Source organism: Stenotrophomonas sp. YIM B13575, from assembly GCF_042787595.1.
Taxonomy (GTDB): domain Bacteria; phylum Pseudomonadota; class Gammaproteobacteria; order Xanthomonadales; family Xanthomonadaceae; genus Stenotrophomonas; species Stenotrophomonas lactitubi_B.
Map to the genome: position 1 here is coordinate 1 of NZ_JBHZOP010000133.1, position 14,233 is coordinate 14,233.

Here is a 14,233-nt window from a genome sequence, read left to right on the forward strand (position 1 = left end):
CATGGCCCGGCGCTACCGGGGCAGCCGCCATGCGGGGTAGCGCCGGGCCATGCCCGGCGAGCGCAGCGGCAACGTTCGAAACGCCCGCCTGCGCGCAGCTTTCGTTCCACCAATGCACCCGCAGCGCAACATGGGAAATCCGCGTGGCGCCCTATAATCCGCGCTTTCCCCCTGATGAGTTCCACCCCGATGGCGCAGCAAACGATGAAGGCCCTGGTCAAGCGCGAAGCGGCCAAGGGCATCTGGATGGAAGAGGTTCCGGTGCCGACCCCGGGCCCCAACCAGGTCCTGATCAAGCTGGAAAAGACCGCGATCTGCGGCACCGACCTGCACATCTACCTGTGGGACGAATGGAGCCAGCGCACGATCAAGCCGGGCCTGACCATCGGCCATGAGTTCGTCGGCCGCATCGCCGAGATCGGCCCGGGCGTGACCGGCTACGAGATCGGCCAGCGCGTGTCGGCCGAAGGCCACATCGTCTGCGGCCACTGCCGCAACTGCCGCGGCGGTCGTCAGCACCTGTGCCCGAACACCGTCGGCATCGGTGTCAACGTCAACGGCGCGTTCGCCGAATACATGGTGATGCCGGCCAGCAACCTGTGGCCGATCCCCGACCAGATCCCGTCCGAACTGGCCGCCTTCTTCGACCCGTACGGCAATGCCGCGCATTGCGCGCTGGAATTCAACGTCATCGGCGAAGACGTGCTGATCACCGGCGCCGGCCCGATCGGCATCATCGCCGCCGGCATCTGCAAGCACATCGGTGCGCGCAACGTGGTGGTGACCGACGTCAACGATTTCCGCCTGAAGCTGGCCGCCGACATGGGCGCCACCCGCGTGGTCAACGTCGCCAACACGTCGCTGAAGGACGTGATGAAGGAACTGCACATGGAGGGCTTCGACGTGGGCCTGGAAATGAGCGGCAACCCGCGCGCGTTCAACGACATGCTCGACTGCATGTACCACGGCGGCAAGATCGCCATGCTCGGCATCATGCCCAAGGGCGCCGGCTGCGACTGGGACAAGATCATCTTCAAGGGCCTGACCGTGCAGGGCATCTACGGCCGCAAGATGTACGAGACCTGGTACAAGATGACCCAGCTGGTGCTGTCCGGCTTCCCGCTCGGCAAGGTGATGACCCACCAGCTGCCGATCGACGACTTCCAGAAGGGCTTCGACCTGATGGAAGAAGGCAAGGCAGGCAAGGTTGTTTTGAGCTGGAATTGATCCGGCCCACGGTAGCGCCGGGCCATGCCCGGCGTCGCCGGAATTGAAAAAGGCGCCCATTGGGCGCCTTTTTCTTTAGTGTTGCCGGCCAGCGGCCGGCACTACCGGTAACGCCTGCGGCGTTACTTTCCGACGGCCACGCTCAGCATCACCCGGCTGTGCGCCAACTTGCCGGAGTTGTCGCGGCCGTTGCCGTCGGTGCCGTAGTAGCCCAGGCCGACATTGAACAGGCCGAACTGGCGGGCGACGCCGACGTTCCAGTCGGTGTAGTCCTTGGCGATGCCGTCCTCGAAGGTGCTGCGGCCGACGTTGGCATTGAGCGTGAACTCCTTCGGCAGGCCCCAGCTGCCACCCAGGCCGAAGTACCAGCCATCGGTGCTGCTGTTCCACACATCGTTGCTGTAGGCCACCGTCAGCTTGTAGGTGTCGTCCAGCGTGGTGGTGGTGATCAGCTCGTTGTAGTTCTGGTGGCTGGACTTGAGGTAGGTGTAACGGTTCAACAGCACGTCGAAGTTGACGCGCTCGGTCACGTCCACGCCGTAGCCGATCAGGTAGTCGACCTCGGTCTTCGGATCGCCTGCGCCGAAGTCGACGCCCGAGCCCCAGACGCCTGCATACAGGCCGACCGGGCTGGTGTAGGTGAAGCCGGCCTGCAGGGTCGGATCCTCATCGGTCTGCGACACACCACGGAACAGGTAGTCCGAGACGGCGGTGACGTTCCAGCTGTACGGAGATTCGTTGTCCTGGGCGCTGGCGGCGAACGGCGCGAGGGTCAGGGCGGCGGCAATGGCGAGGCAGGCACGGGCGTGCTTCATGGGCGTCTCCGGTGGGGTCGGTGGCGTGGAAGGCGGGATCTGCAGCGGGCGCAGCGACCGGAGCCAAACAGGCCCGGTTCACGAATTTTTAACCCGTTTGCTATTGCGATGCAACATGTGCCGTCCATGGCGGGGCCCCCTCCGGCCCGGTCCGCAACCGTCGATGCCCGGTAGAATCAGCGGTTTCCCGTGCTGAGCCGTGCCCACGCCATGACCGACTCCTCCGCCCTGACCCGCCACTATGCTGAGGAACTGGACGCCATCCGCGCCCAGGGCCTGTTCAAGTCCGAGCGCATCATCACCAGCCCGCAGTCCGCCGAGATCACCCTCGAAGACGGCCGCACGGTGCTGAATTTCTGCGCCAACAACTACCTTGGCCTGGCCGACCATCCGGACCTGATCCAGGCCGCGAAGGACGCGCTGGACAGCCATGGTTTCGGCATGGCCTCGGTGCGCTTCATCTGCGGCACCCAGGACCTGCACAAGCAGCTGGAAAAGCAGATCGCCGATTTCTTCGGCAAGCAGGACACCATCCTGTACGCGGCCTGCTTCGACGCCAACGGCGGCCTGTTCGAGCCGCTGCTCGGCGAGAACGACGCGATCATCTCCGATGCGCTGAACCATGCTTCGATCATCGACGGGGTGCGCCTGTGCAAGGCCAAGCGCTTCCGCTACGCCAACTGCGACATGGCCGACCTGGAGGCGCAGCTGCAGGCCGCCGATGCGGCTGGCTGCAAGACCAAGCTGATCACCACCGACGGCGTGTTCTCGATGGACGGCTTCATCGCGCCGCTGGACGAAATCACCGCACTGGCGAAGAAGTACAACGCGCTGGTGCACATCGACGAATGCCATGCTACCGGCTTCCTCGGCGCGACGGGCCGCGGCTCGGCCGAGGTCAAGGGCGTGCTGGAGAAGATCGACATCATCACCGGCACCCTGGGCAAGGCCATGGGCGGCGCACTGGGTGGCTTCACCTGCGCCAGCGCCGAAGTGATCGAGCTGCTGCGCCAGCGCTCACGCCCGTACCTGTTCTCCAACTCGCTGCCGCCGCACGTGGTCGCCGCCGGCATCAAGGCCTTCGAGATGCTGGCCGCAGCCGATGACCTGCGCAGCACCCTGGCCGAGAACACCACCTACTTCCGCGAGAAGATGACCGCTGCCGGCTTCGACGTGAAGCCCGGCGTGCATCCGATCAGCCCGGTGATGCTGTACGACGCACCGCTGGCACAGAAGTTCGCCGAGCGCCTGCTGGAAGAAGGCATCTACGCGATCGGCTTCTTCTTCCCGGTCGTGCCCAAGGGCCAGGCGCGCATCCGCACCCAGATCAGCGCCGCGCACAGCCGCGAGCATCTGGACCGCGCGATCGATGCGTTCACCCGCATCGGCGTCGAGCTGGGCGTGATCAAGGGCTGATCAGCGGCGGGGTCGGATCCCCACGGGTAGCGCCGGGCCATGCCCGGCGGTTTCCCGATAGCCGCGCCATGCGCTCGCCGGGCACGGCCCGGCGCTACCGAAATGACGCGCGACGCGCGTCATTTCTTTTTCTTTTTGTCCTTGGGCTCGTCCTTGCTGGCAACCACCACCGGCTTGGCAGCAGCATCCTGCCCATTGCCCTTGGCCACGCGGATGCCATTGGCCTTCATCCAGGCATCGAACTGGTCGGCGGTCATCTTCTGGTCGCCGTTGCTCATCATGAAGCGATAGCTGCCGCGGCCATCCAGTTCCGGGGTCTTCACTTCAACCACCGGGGTCTCGGCCGGGCGATCGGCCTTGGCTGTCTTCTTGTGGCCGCCGCAGGCTGCCAACAGCACGATCGGCAACAACAGGCTGGCGCCGCGCAGGGTTTGCTTGAGGGTCGGGTGATACATGGGCAGGCTCCGTTCTGGACATTCGACTACCAGGCGCCCCCTACGCCTGGAACGGTGGCCGGCAACTGCCGGCCGTGGGCATCACTCAGCCCGGTGCAGCGGCCCCCAGCCGCTGCTGGTCGCTGACCTCCAGCGCCCGCCACTGGCCCTTGCCGAGATCGCCGAGCGTGAGCTCTCCGATCGCAACCCGGACCAGGCGCAGCACCTGCAGGTCGAAGGCCGCCAGCAGGCGACGGATATGGCGGTTGCGGCCCTCGTCGAGGACCACCTCCAACCAGGCGGTCTTGTCGCCGCTGCGCAGCACGCGCACGGCCAGGGCGAGGAGGAATTCCCCCTCGTCTTCGACACCGGCGCGCAGCGCGGCCAGGGTGTCGTCATCGGGCAGGCGATCGACCTGCACGTGGTAGGTCTTCTGCGGGCCGGTCTCCGGATCGGTCAGACGCGCGGCCCACTGCGGATCGTTGCTGAACAGCAACAGGCCTTCACTGGCCTTGTCCAGGCGACCGACCGGCGCGATCCACGGCAGGCCGGCGCCATCGAAGCAGCGGTACACGGTGTCGCGGCCACGCTCGTCCTGCACGGTGGTGACCACCCCGCGCGGCTTGTTGAGCATCAGGTACAGGCGTTGTGGTGCGCCCATCGGCTGGCCGTCGACCTCGATCGGCGGCGCCGGGCTGGCAATCGGGAATTCCGGATCACGGACGATGCGCCCGGCGACACGAACGCGGCCATCGGCGATCCAGCGCGCGGCCTCGCTGCGCGAGCACACGCCGGCCTTGGACAGCACGCGCGCCAGGCCATGGCGCACACCAGCGGAAACCGCAGCAGGATTCGCACGCCCACGCGCAGCGTGGGAGCGGGCAGCGGGGGCAGCAGGTGGGCGGCGCGTGCGCAAGCCTCTGCTCCCCGCCGCGCTTACTTCTTGTCGACCGGCTTGGTCTCAGCCGGTACTTCGGCTGCGGCCGGGGTGGCTGCCGGAACCGGACGCGCCTTGACCACACGCACGCCGCGCGCCTTCATCCAGGCGTCGAACTCTTCGGCGGTCATGCGCTTGCCGTTCTGGCTCATGTCGAAGCGCCACGGCGTGTTGTCGAACTCGGTCTGCGGCTTGTACGCGGCCGGATCATTCGGCTTCACCGCCGGCGCACTCGGAATCGCCTTGGCGATGTTCTGGCAGCCATCGATGCGCAACCGCTGCAGCACCTGGTCCAGCGACTGGGACGGATCGTAGCTGCTGCCCAGCACGCCGCTGGCCATGCCCAGCTGGCTGCTGCGGATGTACAGCTCGTCGGCCACCGGGGCGACGGCCGTGGCCGGCAACGGCAGCGGCGAAGCGCTGGTGTTGACCGAGCAATCGACCGCAGCGTGAGCAGCAGGAACCAGGGCCAGCGCCAGAACGGCAGCCGATGCAGAGCGCAGCATGAGGGCATCCACGAAAGGAAGTGACGCGGCGAGTTTAGCAATGCCGCGTCATCTTTCAAGCGCCACTTTCAATGAATACGGCAACTCATTGGTTTCATGGGCAAATCGCCGACGAACGGTCGCCACTGAAACGCTGATTCATCATTCCGGGCCGCACAAACAACAAGACCCGGCCGAAGCCGGGTCCTGCTGTGTCTTACTGGCAGAGCGTCAGAACTTAGTTCTGGACGTTCAGCTCGGTACGACGGTTCTTGGCGCGACCTTCCGGATTGTCCGAACCATCCGGGTTGGTGTTCGGCGCAATCGGACGGCTCTCGCCGTAGCCGATCGGACCGGCCAGACGGCCAGCGTCGACGCCGTTCTTGGTCAGGTAGTTGTACACCGCGGTGGCGCGGCGCTCCGACAGCTTCTGGTTGTAAGCGTCGGTACCCTTCGAGTCGGTGTGACCGGCGACTTCAACGCGCAGATCCGGGTAACGCTTCAGGATCTCGGTGGCTTCGCTCAGGATGGCCACAGCGTCCGGACGCAGGTTCGACTTGTCGAAGTCGAAGTTCACGCCCTTCAGGTCGATCGAGACCGGCACCGGGCAACCGTCCGGACCGATGGTCTGACCCGGCTGCGAGTTCGGGCACTTGTCGTCGCAGTTGTTGACGCCGTCACCGTCGTCATCCAGGTCGGCGCAGCTCGGGGCAACCGGAGCCGGAGCCGGAGCAGCAGCCACCGGGGCCGGGCCCAGCGGGATCACGACGCCGACCGAAGCCAGCACGTCGCCGAACCAGCTTTCGTCGCGCGCGGCGATGCTCTGGTCGTCGAAGTCAGCGCGGTAGGCCACTTCGGCGCGGACAGCAACGCGCTTGTCGAAGGTGGTCTGCAGGCCGACGCCCAGCTTGGCAGCCAGGTTGCCGTCCTTGCGCTCACGCGGACCATTGTTGTTCAGAGCCGGATACTCTTCTTCCGACTTCTGGTAGCCCAGGCCGCCCACGATGTAGGGGTTCCAGCCGCGGCCTTCCTTGATGAAGTGGCGACGCAGATCGAACGACACGCCGTACTGCGACCAGTTCTGATCCTGGTTGGCGTCGAAGTTCGGGTTCTGATAGTTCAGCTCACCATCCAGCGACCAGTTCGGGCTGATGAACTTGCCCAGACCCAGGGTCACGAACGGAGCGTCGTTGGTCAGACGGTCGTTATCCTGGAAGTTGAAGCCGGCCGAACCGGTCAGGTACCAGCGGTCATCGAACTCCTGCGCCGACGCAGCCTGGGCGAAAGCCAGACCGCCCAGCAGCGCGGCAGTAAGGATCTTCTTGTTCATTGAGTACAGCTCCTATTTCGGGGGTATGAAACCGGTAGAGGCATGGGCCAGCACTACTGCGTCGATGTTCAGACAGCCGATTCAGCACGCCACCGCCGCGAACATTATGCTCAGGCGGGTGAAGGTCATGTTAACAGTCCCGTAACATGTGAAGCGTCGTGCACGACCGGCTACCGGCCCGACGTTGAAACCCTATACAGGATGATGAAAATCCGCAAGACCCACATACCACAAGGGTTTGGAAGGATTTAAGGGCCAGATGCGACAGTTTTGGCTCTGCTTTATCGGAAAGCGGTTCAGCGCGCGCCCATCGAGGTGAGGAACCTTATGATGCAGACAGGAACCGAGCTGGAGCCGCAATGAAAGCCGTCGCCCTGTGCCGTGAATCCGCCCCTGCCCTGCGCGATCTGGTGCTGCCACCACCGCAGCCGCCGCAGGGCCGTGATCTTTTGATCCGAGTCGAAGCACTTTCCGTCAATCCCGTGGATGGCAAGCTGCGTGCAGGTACGTCAGCCGCGTCGCTGGACACTCCGCGCATTCTCGGCTGGGACGCCGCTGGCGTGGTCGAAGCCATGGGCGAGGAGGCCAGCCTGTTCGCCTCCGGTGACGAGGTCTACTACGCCGGAGATGTCACCCGCCCTGGCTGCAATGCGCAGTATCAGCTGGTGGATGAGCGACTGGTGGCGCGCAAACCGACCACCCTCGACTTCGCCGAAGCGGCCGCGCTGCCGCTGACCACCCTGACCGCCTGGGAACTGCTGTTCCAGCGCATGCCCCTGCAGCTTGATGACCGCCGCCACGCCGGCCAGCGCCTGTTGGTGATCGGTGGTGCCGGCGGCGTCGGCTCGATGGCGATCCAGCTGGCCCACCACGCAGGATTCGAGGTGATTGCCACCGCCTCGCGTGAAGCCTCGATCGACTGGTGCCGGCGGATGGGCGCCCAGCATGTCATCGACCATCGCCAGCCCCTGCTGCCGCAGCTGCAGGCGCTCGGCATCGACCACGTGCAGGTGGCACTGAACCTGGCCGATACCGATCACTACTGGGACGAACTGGGCGAGCTGCTGGCACCACAGGGACATGTCGGCCTGATCGTCGAACCGCGCGGCCCGCTGCGCATCGGCGATCCCTACAAAGCCAAGTGCATCGGCATCCATTGGGAATTCATGTTCGCCCGTGCGCGCTTTGCCACCGCCGACCGCATCGAGCAGCACCGCATCCTCAACCGCGCCGCCAGCATGATCGATGCAGGCCAGTTGCGCGGCACGCTGAGCGAAGTGCTGGGGCCGATCAATGCAGCCAACCTGGAAGCCGCCCACCAGCGCCTGGCCAGCGGCCGCACCATCGGCAAGCTGGCGCTGGCCGGCTGGGACGACTGATTCACGATCCCCAGCCTGTCGCGGTGGATTGGCCGACATCTGTATCTATTGAACAGCCCATTTCGGGGATAGGGTGGAAACAGATTCCCCTGCCCTGAGCCTGTCATGCCCACCGCCCTGCCCCTGCGCCTGCTGCAACTGATCATCGGCCTGTTCCTCTATGGCTTCGGCGCCTCGTTGATGATCCGCGCCGCGATCGGTGTCGCGCCGTGGGATGTGCTGTCGCAGGGCATTGCGGCACAGACCCCGTTGTCGTTCGGCCTGGCCACCAACGTGATCGGCGCGCTGGTACTGCTGCTGTGGTGGCCGCTGCGACAGAAGCCCGGCGTCGGCACCGTGCTCAACGTGATGCTGATCGGCCCCTCGGCCCAGTTCGGGCTGTGGCTGCTGCCCCCGGCCGTCGGCCTCGGCTGGCAGGTGGCGATGTTCTGCGCCGGCATGCTGCTGGTGGCGCTGGCCACCGGCCTGTACATCGGCGCGAAGCTGGGCCCCGGGCCGCGCGATGGCCTGATGACCGGCCTGCACGCGCGCACCGGCTGGCCGATCTGGAAGGTGCGGAGCCTGATTGAAGGCAGCGTGCTGCTGCTGGGCTGGTGGCTGGGTGGCAACGTCGGCGTCGGCACGCTCGCCTTCGCCCTGCTGATCGGGCCGCTGTGCGGGATCACCCTCGGCTGGTTCGGGATCGGCCGGCCGGCGGTCGGTAGCGCCGGGCCACGCCCGGCGAGCGCGCAGCGCGGCCACGGGTAGTCGCGTCGCCGGGCAGGGACCGGCGCTACCCATCTGCCAGCCCTTGCCCCCGGCGCCGTTTCGCGGCACCCTTCGCGCTTCCGTACGCAAGCGTATCGACATGTCGCCAGCCAACGAAAGCGCCTATCCCCACCTGTTCGCCCCGCTGGACCTGGGCTTCACCCAGCTGCGCAACCGGGTGCTGATGGGCTCGATGCACACCGGCCTGGAAGACCGCGCACGCGACTTCCCGCGCCTGGCCGCCTACTTCGCCGAGCGTGCCGAAGGCGGTGTCGGCCTGATCGTCACCGGCGGCTTCGCACCGAACGTGGTGGGCTGGCTCAAGCCGTTCGGCGGCAAGCTGTCCTGGCCCTGGGAAGTGCGCCCGCATCGGCAGCTGACCGCCGCCGCGCACCAGCACGGCGCGAAGATCTGCCTGCAGCTGCTGCATGCCGGGCGCTATGCCTATCACCCGCTGTCGGTGGCGCCGTCGAAGCTGAAGGCGCCGATCAATCCGTTCACCCCGCGCGCCTTGTCGGCCAGTGGTGTCGAACGGCACATCGCCGACTACGCACGCAGCGCGAAGCTGGCCCGCGAGGCCGGCTACGACGGCGTGGAAGTGATGGGCTCGGAGGGCTACCTCATCAACGAGTTCATCGCCCCGCGCACCAACAAGCGCAACGACCGGTGGGGCGGTGATGCCGCACAGCGCATGCGCTTCGCGGTGGAGATCGTGCGTCGCATCCGCGAAGCCTGCGGCCCGGATTTCATCATCATCTACCGCCTGTCGCTGGTAGACCTGGTTGAAGACGGCAGCAACTGGGAAGAGATCGTGCAGCAGGCCCAGGCCATCGAGGCCGCCGGAGCGACGATCCTCAATTCCGGCATCGGCTGGCATGAAGCGCGCATTCCGACCATTGCCACGTCGGTACCGCGTGGCGCGTTCGCCGCAGTCACCGCCAAGCTCAAGCCGCACGTGACGTTGCCGCTGGTGGCGACCAACCGCATCAACATGCCCGAGGTGGCCGAACGCATCCTCGCCGAGGGTGGGGCCGACATGGTGTCGCTGGCGCGTCCGCTGCTGGCCGATCCGCAGTGGCCGAACAAGGCCCGCGCCGGCCGTGCCGAGGCGATCAATACGTGCATCGCCTGCAACCAGGCCTGCCTGGACCACGTGTTCGAGAACAAGCTGGCCAGTTGCCTGGTCAACCCGCGCGCTGCCCACGAGACCGAGCTGGTCTATACCCCGACCACCGCACCGAAGCGGGTGGCCGTGGTCGGCGCCGGTCCGGCCGGCCTGGCCTGCGCCACGGTCGCTGCCGAACGCGGCCACCAGGTCACCCTGTTCGACGCCAGCGAGGAGATCGGTGGCCAGTTCAACGTGGCCAAGCGCATTCCCGGCAAGGAAGAATTCCACGAGACCCTGCGCTACTTCCGCCACAAGCTGGCCGAGACCGGCGTGCAGCTGCGCCTGGGCACCCGTGCCGACGCGGCCAGCCTGGCCGGTTTCGACGAGGTCGTGCTGGCCACCGGCATCGTGCCGCGCAAGGTCGACTTCCCCGGTGCCGACCACGCCAAGGTGGTCAACTACCTGGACGTGCTGCTGGGCCGGGTCGAGGTCGGTGCCAGCGCCGCCATCATCGGCGCCGGCGGCATCGGCTTCGATGTCGGCGAGTTCCTTGCCCACGACGGCCCTTCGCCGTCGCTGGACCCGCAGCGCTGGATGGCCGAATGGGGCGTGGATGCCACCTTCGAGGCCCGCGGCGCACTGGCCCGACCCGCCGTGGAGGCATCGCCGCGCAGGCTGTGGCTGCTGCAGCGCAGCGCCGGCAAGCCCGGTGCGCGCCTGGGCAAGACCACCGGCTGGATCCACCGCGCCACGCTGAAGGCCAAGGGCGTGCGCATGCTGGGTGGTGTCGAGTACCTGGGCGTGGACGATGCAGGCCTGCGCATCCGCGTCGATGGCAGCGAACAACTGCTGTCGGTCGACCACGTGGTGATCTGTGCCGGGCAGGAACCGCAGCGCGCGCTGCAGGTCGAACTGCAGGCAGCCGGCATCGCCGCACAGCTGATCGGCGGCGCCGATGTGGCCGCCGAACTCGATGCAAAACGCGCCATCGATCAGGGCAGCCGGGTCGCCGCCGCGCTCTGATCAACACCTGAATGGGGGCCGGAATGTGATTTCCGTCACCGGCCCCCAAGCTGAATGTCAAGCCGGACGATTCAGGATGCGTTCGGCAATCCCCCCCTACCTTGCGCCATCTTTCCGCTCACCAGCCAGTTTCCGGTGAGCCGGTGCGGACCCCGCCGATCGATCCACGATCGTGTTCTTGGGGCCGCCCACGGGGCAGCCCCGATGGCCGCCTCCCCATGACGCCAAGTCGTACCCCGCCTCCAGCAGCCTGCGCTGCCGGAACCGCCAGGTGCGTCCCACACGGAGCAAGGAGTTATATGAAACTGGCCTGGATTCTCTGGCTGTCGCAGTTGTTGCCGCAGCCGGCCGCTGATTCATTGTGTTTGAGCACCACCGTCTACCTGGAAGCCCGCGACCAGACCCTGCGCGGCCAGCAGGCCGTGGCCGAGGTCGCCCTGCGTCGTCTCGACAGCGGCCTCTGGGGCGACTCGATGTGCCAGGTGGTGACCGCGCGCAAGCAGTTCGCCCCCACCATCGTCTCCCCCGGCACCCAGCTGGGCAACGATGCCGCGTGGAGTGAAGCGATGGACGTCGCCTTCGACGCCGAGCGCAACTGGGCACTGCCGGCCGGCGAGCGCCGCGAGATCGTGCCCGGTGCCAGCCACTTCGCTGCGCTGGCCATTGCCAGCCCGAACTGGCGCAATGCCTACCAGGTGGCCACCATCGGCGATCACACCTTCTACAAGGTGCAGAACCTCAAGCCCCGGCAGTCGTAACGATCCGTTGCCGCACGCCGGTGGGCTCTGGGATAGTGGTGGATTCCCGCCACACCCCGCCTGGAGTTCCCATGAAGCTGTACAGCAAGCCCGGTGCCTGTTCCACCGCCGACCACATCGCCCTGCAGTGGACCGGCCAGCCGTTCGAGGTCGAACTGCTGAACAAGGACACCCTGAAGGGTCCGGAATTCCTCAAGATCAATCCGGCCGGCGCCGTGCCGGCGCTCGTCGATGGCGACTTCGTGCTGCTGCAGAACGCGGCGATCATGGGCTACATCGCCGACAGCTACCCGCAGGCCGGTCTCGGCGGCGATGGCAGCCCGCGCCAGCGCGCTGAAGCCACCCGCTGGCTGGCCTTCGTCAACTCCGACGTGCACCCGGCGTTCTCGCCGCTGTTCTCGCCAGGCAAGTTCATCGCCGACGAAGGGCAGTACGACGCGATCCGCGCCGCTGCACACAAGCGCCTGCGCGCGCTGTTCGAGACCGCCGACAAGCAGCTGGCCGACAAGCCGTGGCTGGCAGGCTTCCGCAGCTTCGCCGATCCCTACTTCTACATCACCCTGCGCTGGGCGGCCGGCACCAAGGTCGACCTGTCGGGCCTGGACAACCTGGCCGCCTACAAGGCGCGCATGGACGCCGATGCGGGCGTGCAGGCAGCCCTGAAGGCCGAAGGCCTGGCCTGATGTAACCGGGGTCGGACCGGTTCGCATCGCGAACGGCTCCGACCCCAACGGTCCGGGAGGCGGGGTCGGATCCATCTGCGCAGCAGGCGGCTCTGACCCCATCGGCTCCATCGGCGCGATCAGCCGATTTCGCGGATCACTTCGCCCTTCGCATCGCGCAGGAACGTCGGCACCACCTCAACCTGCAACGTGCTCGACACCGTGTAGGTTCCGCGCTGCGGCCTCACCTGATGCCAGGCCTGCAACGCCGCGTCGTCCAGGGCCCAGCGCACGTTGTCGCTCTCCACCGTGGCGGCGCCATCGGTGGCAGGCATGAACTCCCATTGCCGTTCGCGGCTGACCAGCGTCAGTGCCTTGCCGTGGCGCAGGCGCAGTGGCAGCAGCTCACCCACGCTGCCGCCCTGCCCTGCCCCCAGCACCAGCGTGGTGATGCCCGCCGTCTGCCGCCAGTCCAGCGTCTCGATGAACAACATGCCGGTACTGGATCCCTCACGCTCGCTGCCGGCCTGCACCCGCGCGGCCAGCGCCGGATCGTCCAGCAGGTTGCCGCGATGCAGGTCGGTGATCCACAGCGGCATCGCTTCCTCAAGCACCTGCAGCACGCCGCGCGTGGACCAGCGCTTGATCGCGTCCATTTCCCCGTCGGTCAGCCCGACCACCTGCAGGAACTGCAGCTGTCCATTGGCGGTATCGCGCGCGGGCAGCTGCGGATCGGCGACGAACGCCAGATGGCAAAGACGGGTGTCGGTCTCCAGCGCGATCGGGCCGTTGGCGTTGAGGTGATGCCCATCCTCGAACACATTGCCGCTGCTGAACACATAGCGCGCCAGATTCTGCAGCAGGTTCATCGGCCACGCCGGCGGCGTGCTCTCCGCATGCTCGCCCTTGTCCGCCGCCAGGCGGAACGTCAGCTCGAAGCCGTAGCCACTGGTGGCCGCATCGCTGCTCTCTTTTGCATACAGTTCGGACAGACCGTAGGTGACGTAATGCCAATGCGGAACTGGTGCTTGCACCCAGTACACGCTGATGCCGTCGAGCGGATCCTGGCCACCCAGCGTGTACGGCAGCGCGGTACCGAAGTGACGCGGTTCCTGGCCGGCGTACAGCGGCGCCAGCGCGGCATTGATCGCATCCCAACCGGGGGTGTCGGTGTCGTCCTGCATGCGGGGCTCCTGGGCAGAAAAAGAGCGGACCACTTTACCCCGTGCGTCAGCCGGGCACGACCTCGGCGGTGACCGCTGCCAGCGACACCTGGACCTCCTGCCACCAGCGCTGGGCCAGCGCCGGGCTGCGCGCCTTGCCGATCGCGGTGATCATTTCCGGGCACAGCCGCTCCAGGGTGACTGCGTCGGTGCAGCGCTCGATCTTCAACTGCATGAAGTAGCCTTTCAGGCCGAGATGGCGGCGCACGGCATCGCTCATCGCGTCGTACAGGTGCTGGTACAGCGCCGGATCCTGCTCGCGGCCGCTGCAGAGTCCGCGCTGCGGGGCAGGCTCGGCCCTGCCGCCGACCACTTCGATCAGGCCGAGTGCGGCCAATTGCTCCAGCGCATCCTGCGGTGCGCGCAGTCCTTCGAACAAGCCGCGCAGTTCGCTTTCATCGCGCTGACCGTCCACCATCAACAGGATCGAGCGCAGTGCCGCCGGCAGGCGCCGGGCACGGTCTTCGATCTCCTGGCGGCCAGCGGCCGTCTTGGCATGCAGCAGTGCCATAGCTCCCCCTTCCGTCGATGCGATACGCATGCGTGCCGTTGCGGGCACGCTCCCCGGGGCGAGCTTAGCGCACCGGTGGCGGCGAGGAAGCTGCGCTGCAGCACCACTGGATCTCTGTAGCGCCGAGCCCATGCCCGGCTGAGTGTGCCTGACCCGGGCAGCCGAGCATGGGCTCGGC

General features: G+C 66.7%; 14 protein-coding genes. 7 read left to right on the plus strand and 7 right to left on the minus strand.

Annotation, left to right across the window (positions count from 1 at the left end; all coding sequences use genetic code 11):
* The first annotated feature begins 204 nt into the window (after positions 1–204).
* The gene (tdh, locus tag ACFX4F_RS18240) at positions 205–1,227 is read left to right on the plus strand and encodes an L-threonine 3-dehydrogenase (protein WP_099819385.1); all 1,023 of its coding nucleotides are present in this window, start codon (positions 205–207) and stop codon (positions 1,225–1,227) included.
* A gap of 122 nt (positions 1,228–1,349) precedes the next feature.
* Here tdh and ACFX4F_RS18245 read toward each other — a convergent pair whose 3' ends face one another.
* Positions 1,350–2,042: a TorF family putative porin gene (locus ACFX4F_RS18245; RefSeq protein ID WP_089239045.1), complete on the minus strand. Its 693-nt coding sequence runs from the start codon at positions 2,040–2,042 to the stop codon at positions 1,350–1,352.
* A gap of 210 nt (positions 2,043–2,252) precedes the next feature.
* Between ACFX4F_RS18245 and kbl the strand changes: the two genes are divergently transcribed.
* Positions 2,253–3,458 carry a glycine C-acetyltransferase gene (kbl, locus tag ACFX4F_RS18250; protein WP_265955217.1) on the plus strand — a complete coding sequence of 402 codons (1,206 nt, stop codon included), beginning with the start codon at positions 2,253–2,255 and terminating at the stop codon, positions 3,456–3,458.
* 119 nt (positions 3,459–3,577) lie between these two features.
* Here kbl and ACFX4F_RS18255 read toward each other — a convergent pair whose 3' ends face one another.
* From ACFX4F_RS18255 to ACFX4F_RS18270, 4 genes are all read right to left on the minus strand, one after another.
* Positions 3,578–3,913 (minus strand): hypothetical protein, encoded by a 336-nt coding sequence (locus ACFX4F_RS18255; protein WP_380657647.1) that lies wholly within the window; start codon positions 3,911–3,913, stop codon positions 3,578–3,580.
* A gap of 85 nt (positions 3,914–3,998) precedes the next feature.
* A complete protein-coding gene (locus tag ACFX4F_RS18260; RefSeq protein ID WP_181393101.1) occupies positions 3,999–4,808 on the minus strand; it encodes a pseudouridine synthase in 810 nt (269 codons plus the stop codon).
* Between the two features lie 20 nt (positions 4,809–4,828).
* Positions 4,829–5,335 carry a hypothetical protein gene (locus ACFX4F_RS18265; protein WP_049467667.1) on the minus strand — a complete coding sequence of 169 codons (507 nt, stop codon included), beginning with the start codon at positions 5,333–5,335 and terminating at the stop codon, positions 4,829–4,831.
* A 217-nt stretch (positions 5,336–5,552) separates the two neighbouring features.
* Positions 5,553–6,644: an OmpA family protein gene (locus ACFX4F_RS18270; RefSeq protein WP_099819151.1), complete on the minus strand. Its 1,092-nt coding sequence runs from the start codon at positions 6,642–6,644 to the stop codon at positions 5,553–5,555.
* Positions 6,645–7,003: 359 nt separating this feature from the next.
* On the opposite strand from ACFX4F_RS18270, the gene ACFX4F_RS18275 reads away from it, so the two are divergent.
* From ACFX4F_RS18275 to ACFX4F_RS18295, 5 genes are all read left to right on the plus strand, one after another.
* Positions 7,004–8,023, plus strand: a complete 1,020-nt coding sequence (locus tag ACFX4F_RS18275; protein WP_380657650.1) for a zinc-binding alcohol dehydrogenase family protein — start codon at positions 7,004–7,006, stop codon at positions 8,021–8,023.
* Positions 8,024–8,128: 105 nt separating this feature from the next.
* Positions 8,129–8,770 carry a YitT family protein gene (locus ACFX4F_RS18280; protein ID WP_089239033.1) on the plus strand — a complete coding sequence of 214 codons (642 nt, stop codon included), beginning with the start codon at positions 8,129–8,131 and terminating at the stop codon, positions 8,768–8,770.
* Between the two features lie 100 nt (positions 8,771–8,870).
* Positions 8,871–10,901: an FAD-dependent oxidoreductase gene (locus ACFX4F_RS18285; protein ID WP_380657652.1), complete on the plus strand. Its 2,031-nt coding sequence runs from the start codon at positions 8,871–8,873 to the stop codon at positions 10,899–10,901.
* A 299-nt stretch (positions 10,902–11,200) separates the two neighbouring features.
* The gene (locus ACFX4F_RS18290) at positions 11,201–11,659 is read left to right on the plus strand and encodes a cell wall hydrolase (protein ID WP_025878087.1); all 459 of its coding nucleotides are present in this window, start codon (positions 11,201–11,203) and stop codon (positions 11,657–11,659) included.
* A 71-nt stretch (positions 11,660–11,730) separates the two neighbouring features.
* Positions 11,731–12,342, plus strand: a complete 612-nt coding sequence (locus ACFX4F_RS18295) for a glutathione S-transferase N-terminal domain-containing protein (protein ID WP_099819148.1) — start codon at positions 11,731–11,733, stop codon at positions 12,340–12,342.
* A 119-nt stretch (positions 12,343–12,461) separates the two neighbouring features.
* On the opposite strand, the gene ACFX4F_RS18300 is transcribed toward ACFX4F_RS18295, so the two are convergent.
* On the minus strand, positions 12,462–13,505 hold the full coding sequence (locus tag ACFX4F_RS18300) for a suppressor of fused domain protein (RefSeq protein WP_380657655.1): 1,044 nt from the start codon (positions 13,503–13,505) through the stop codon (positions 12,462–12,464).
* A gap of 46 nt (positions 13,506–13,551) precedes the next feature.
* Positions 13,552–14,055, minus strand: a complete 504-nt coding sequence (locus ACFX4F_RS18305) for a hypothetical protein (RefSeq protein ID WP_099819146.1) — start codon at positions 14,053–14,055, stop codon at positions 13,552–13,554.
* Positions 14,056–14,233 lie beyond the last annotated feature (178 nt).

Bases quoted from the DNA above. Each gene is read 5' to 3' on its own strand.
- tdh (WP_099819385.1), top strand. From the start codon at position 205: ATGAAGGCCCTGGTCAAGCGCGAAGCGGCCAAGGGCATCTGGATGGAA.
- ACFX4F_RS18245 (WP_089239045.1), bottom strand. From the start codon at position 2,042: ATGAAGCACGCCCGTGCCTGCCTCGCCATTGCCGCCGCCCTGACCCTC.
- kbl (WP_265955217.1), top strand. From the start codon at position 2,253: ATGACCGACTCCTCCGCCCTGACCCGCCACTATGCTGAGGAACTGGAC.
- ACFX4F_RS18255 (WP_380657647.1), bottom strand. From the start codon at position 3,913: ATGTATCACCCGACCCTCAAGCAAACCCTGCGCGGCGCCAGCCTGTTG.
- ACFX4F_RS18265 (WP_049467667.1), bottom strand. From the start codon at position 5,335: ATGCTGCGCTCTGCATCGGCTGCCGTTCTGGCGCTGGCCCTGGTTCCT.
- ACFX4F_RS18270 (WP_099819151.1), bottom strand. From the start codon at position 6,644: ATGAACAAGAAGATCCTTACTGCCGCGCTGCTGGGCGGTCTGGCTTTC.
- ACFX4F_RS18275 (WP_380657650.1), top strand. From the start codon at position 7,004: ATGAAAGCCGTCGCCCTGTGCCGTGAATCCGCCCCTGCCCTGCGCGAT.
- ACFX4F_RS18280 (WP_089239033.1), top strand. From the start codon at position 8,129: ATGCCCACCGCCCTGCCCCTGCGCCTGCTGCAACTGATCATCGGCCTG.
- ACFX4F_RS18285 (WP_380657652.1), top strand. From the start codon at position 8,871: ATGTCGCCAGCCAACGAAAGCGCCTATCCCCACCTGTTCGCCCCGCTG.
- ACFX4F_RS18290 (WP_025878087.1), top strand. From the start codon at position 11,201: ATGAAACTGGCCTGGATTCTCTGGCTGTCGCAGTTGTTGCCGCAGCCG.
- ACFX4F_RS18295 (WP_099819148.1), top strand. From the start codon at position 11,731: ATGAAGCTGTACAGCAAGCCCGGTGCCTGTTCCACCGCCGACCACATC.
- ACFX4F_RS18300 (WP_380657655.1), bottom strand. From the start codon at position 13,505: ATGCAGGACGACACCGACACCCCCGGTTGGGATGCGATCAATGCCGCG.
- ACFX4F_RS18305 (WP_099819146.1), bottom strand. From the start codon at position 14,055: ATGGCACTGCTGCATGCCAAGACGGCCGCTGGCCGCCAGGAGATCGAA.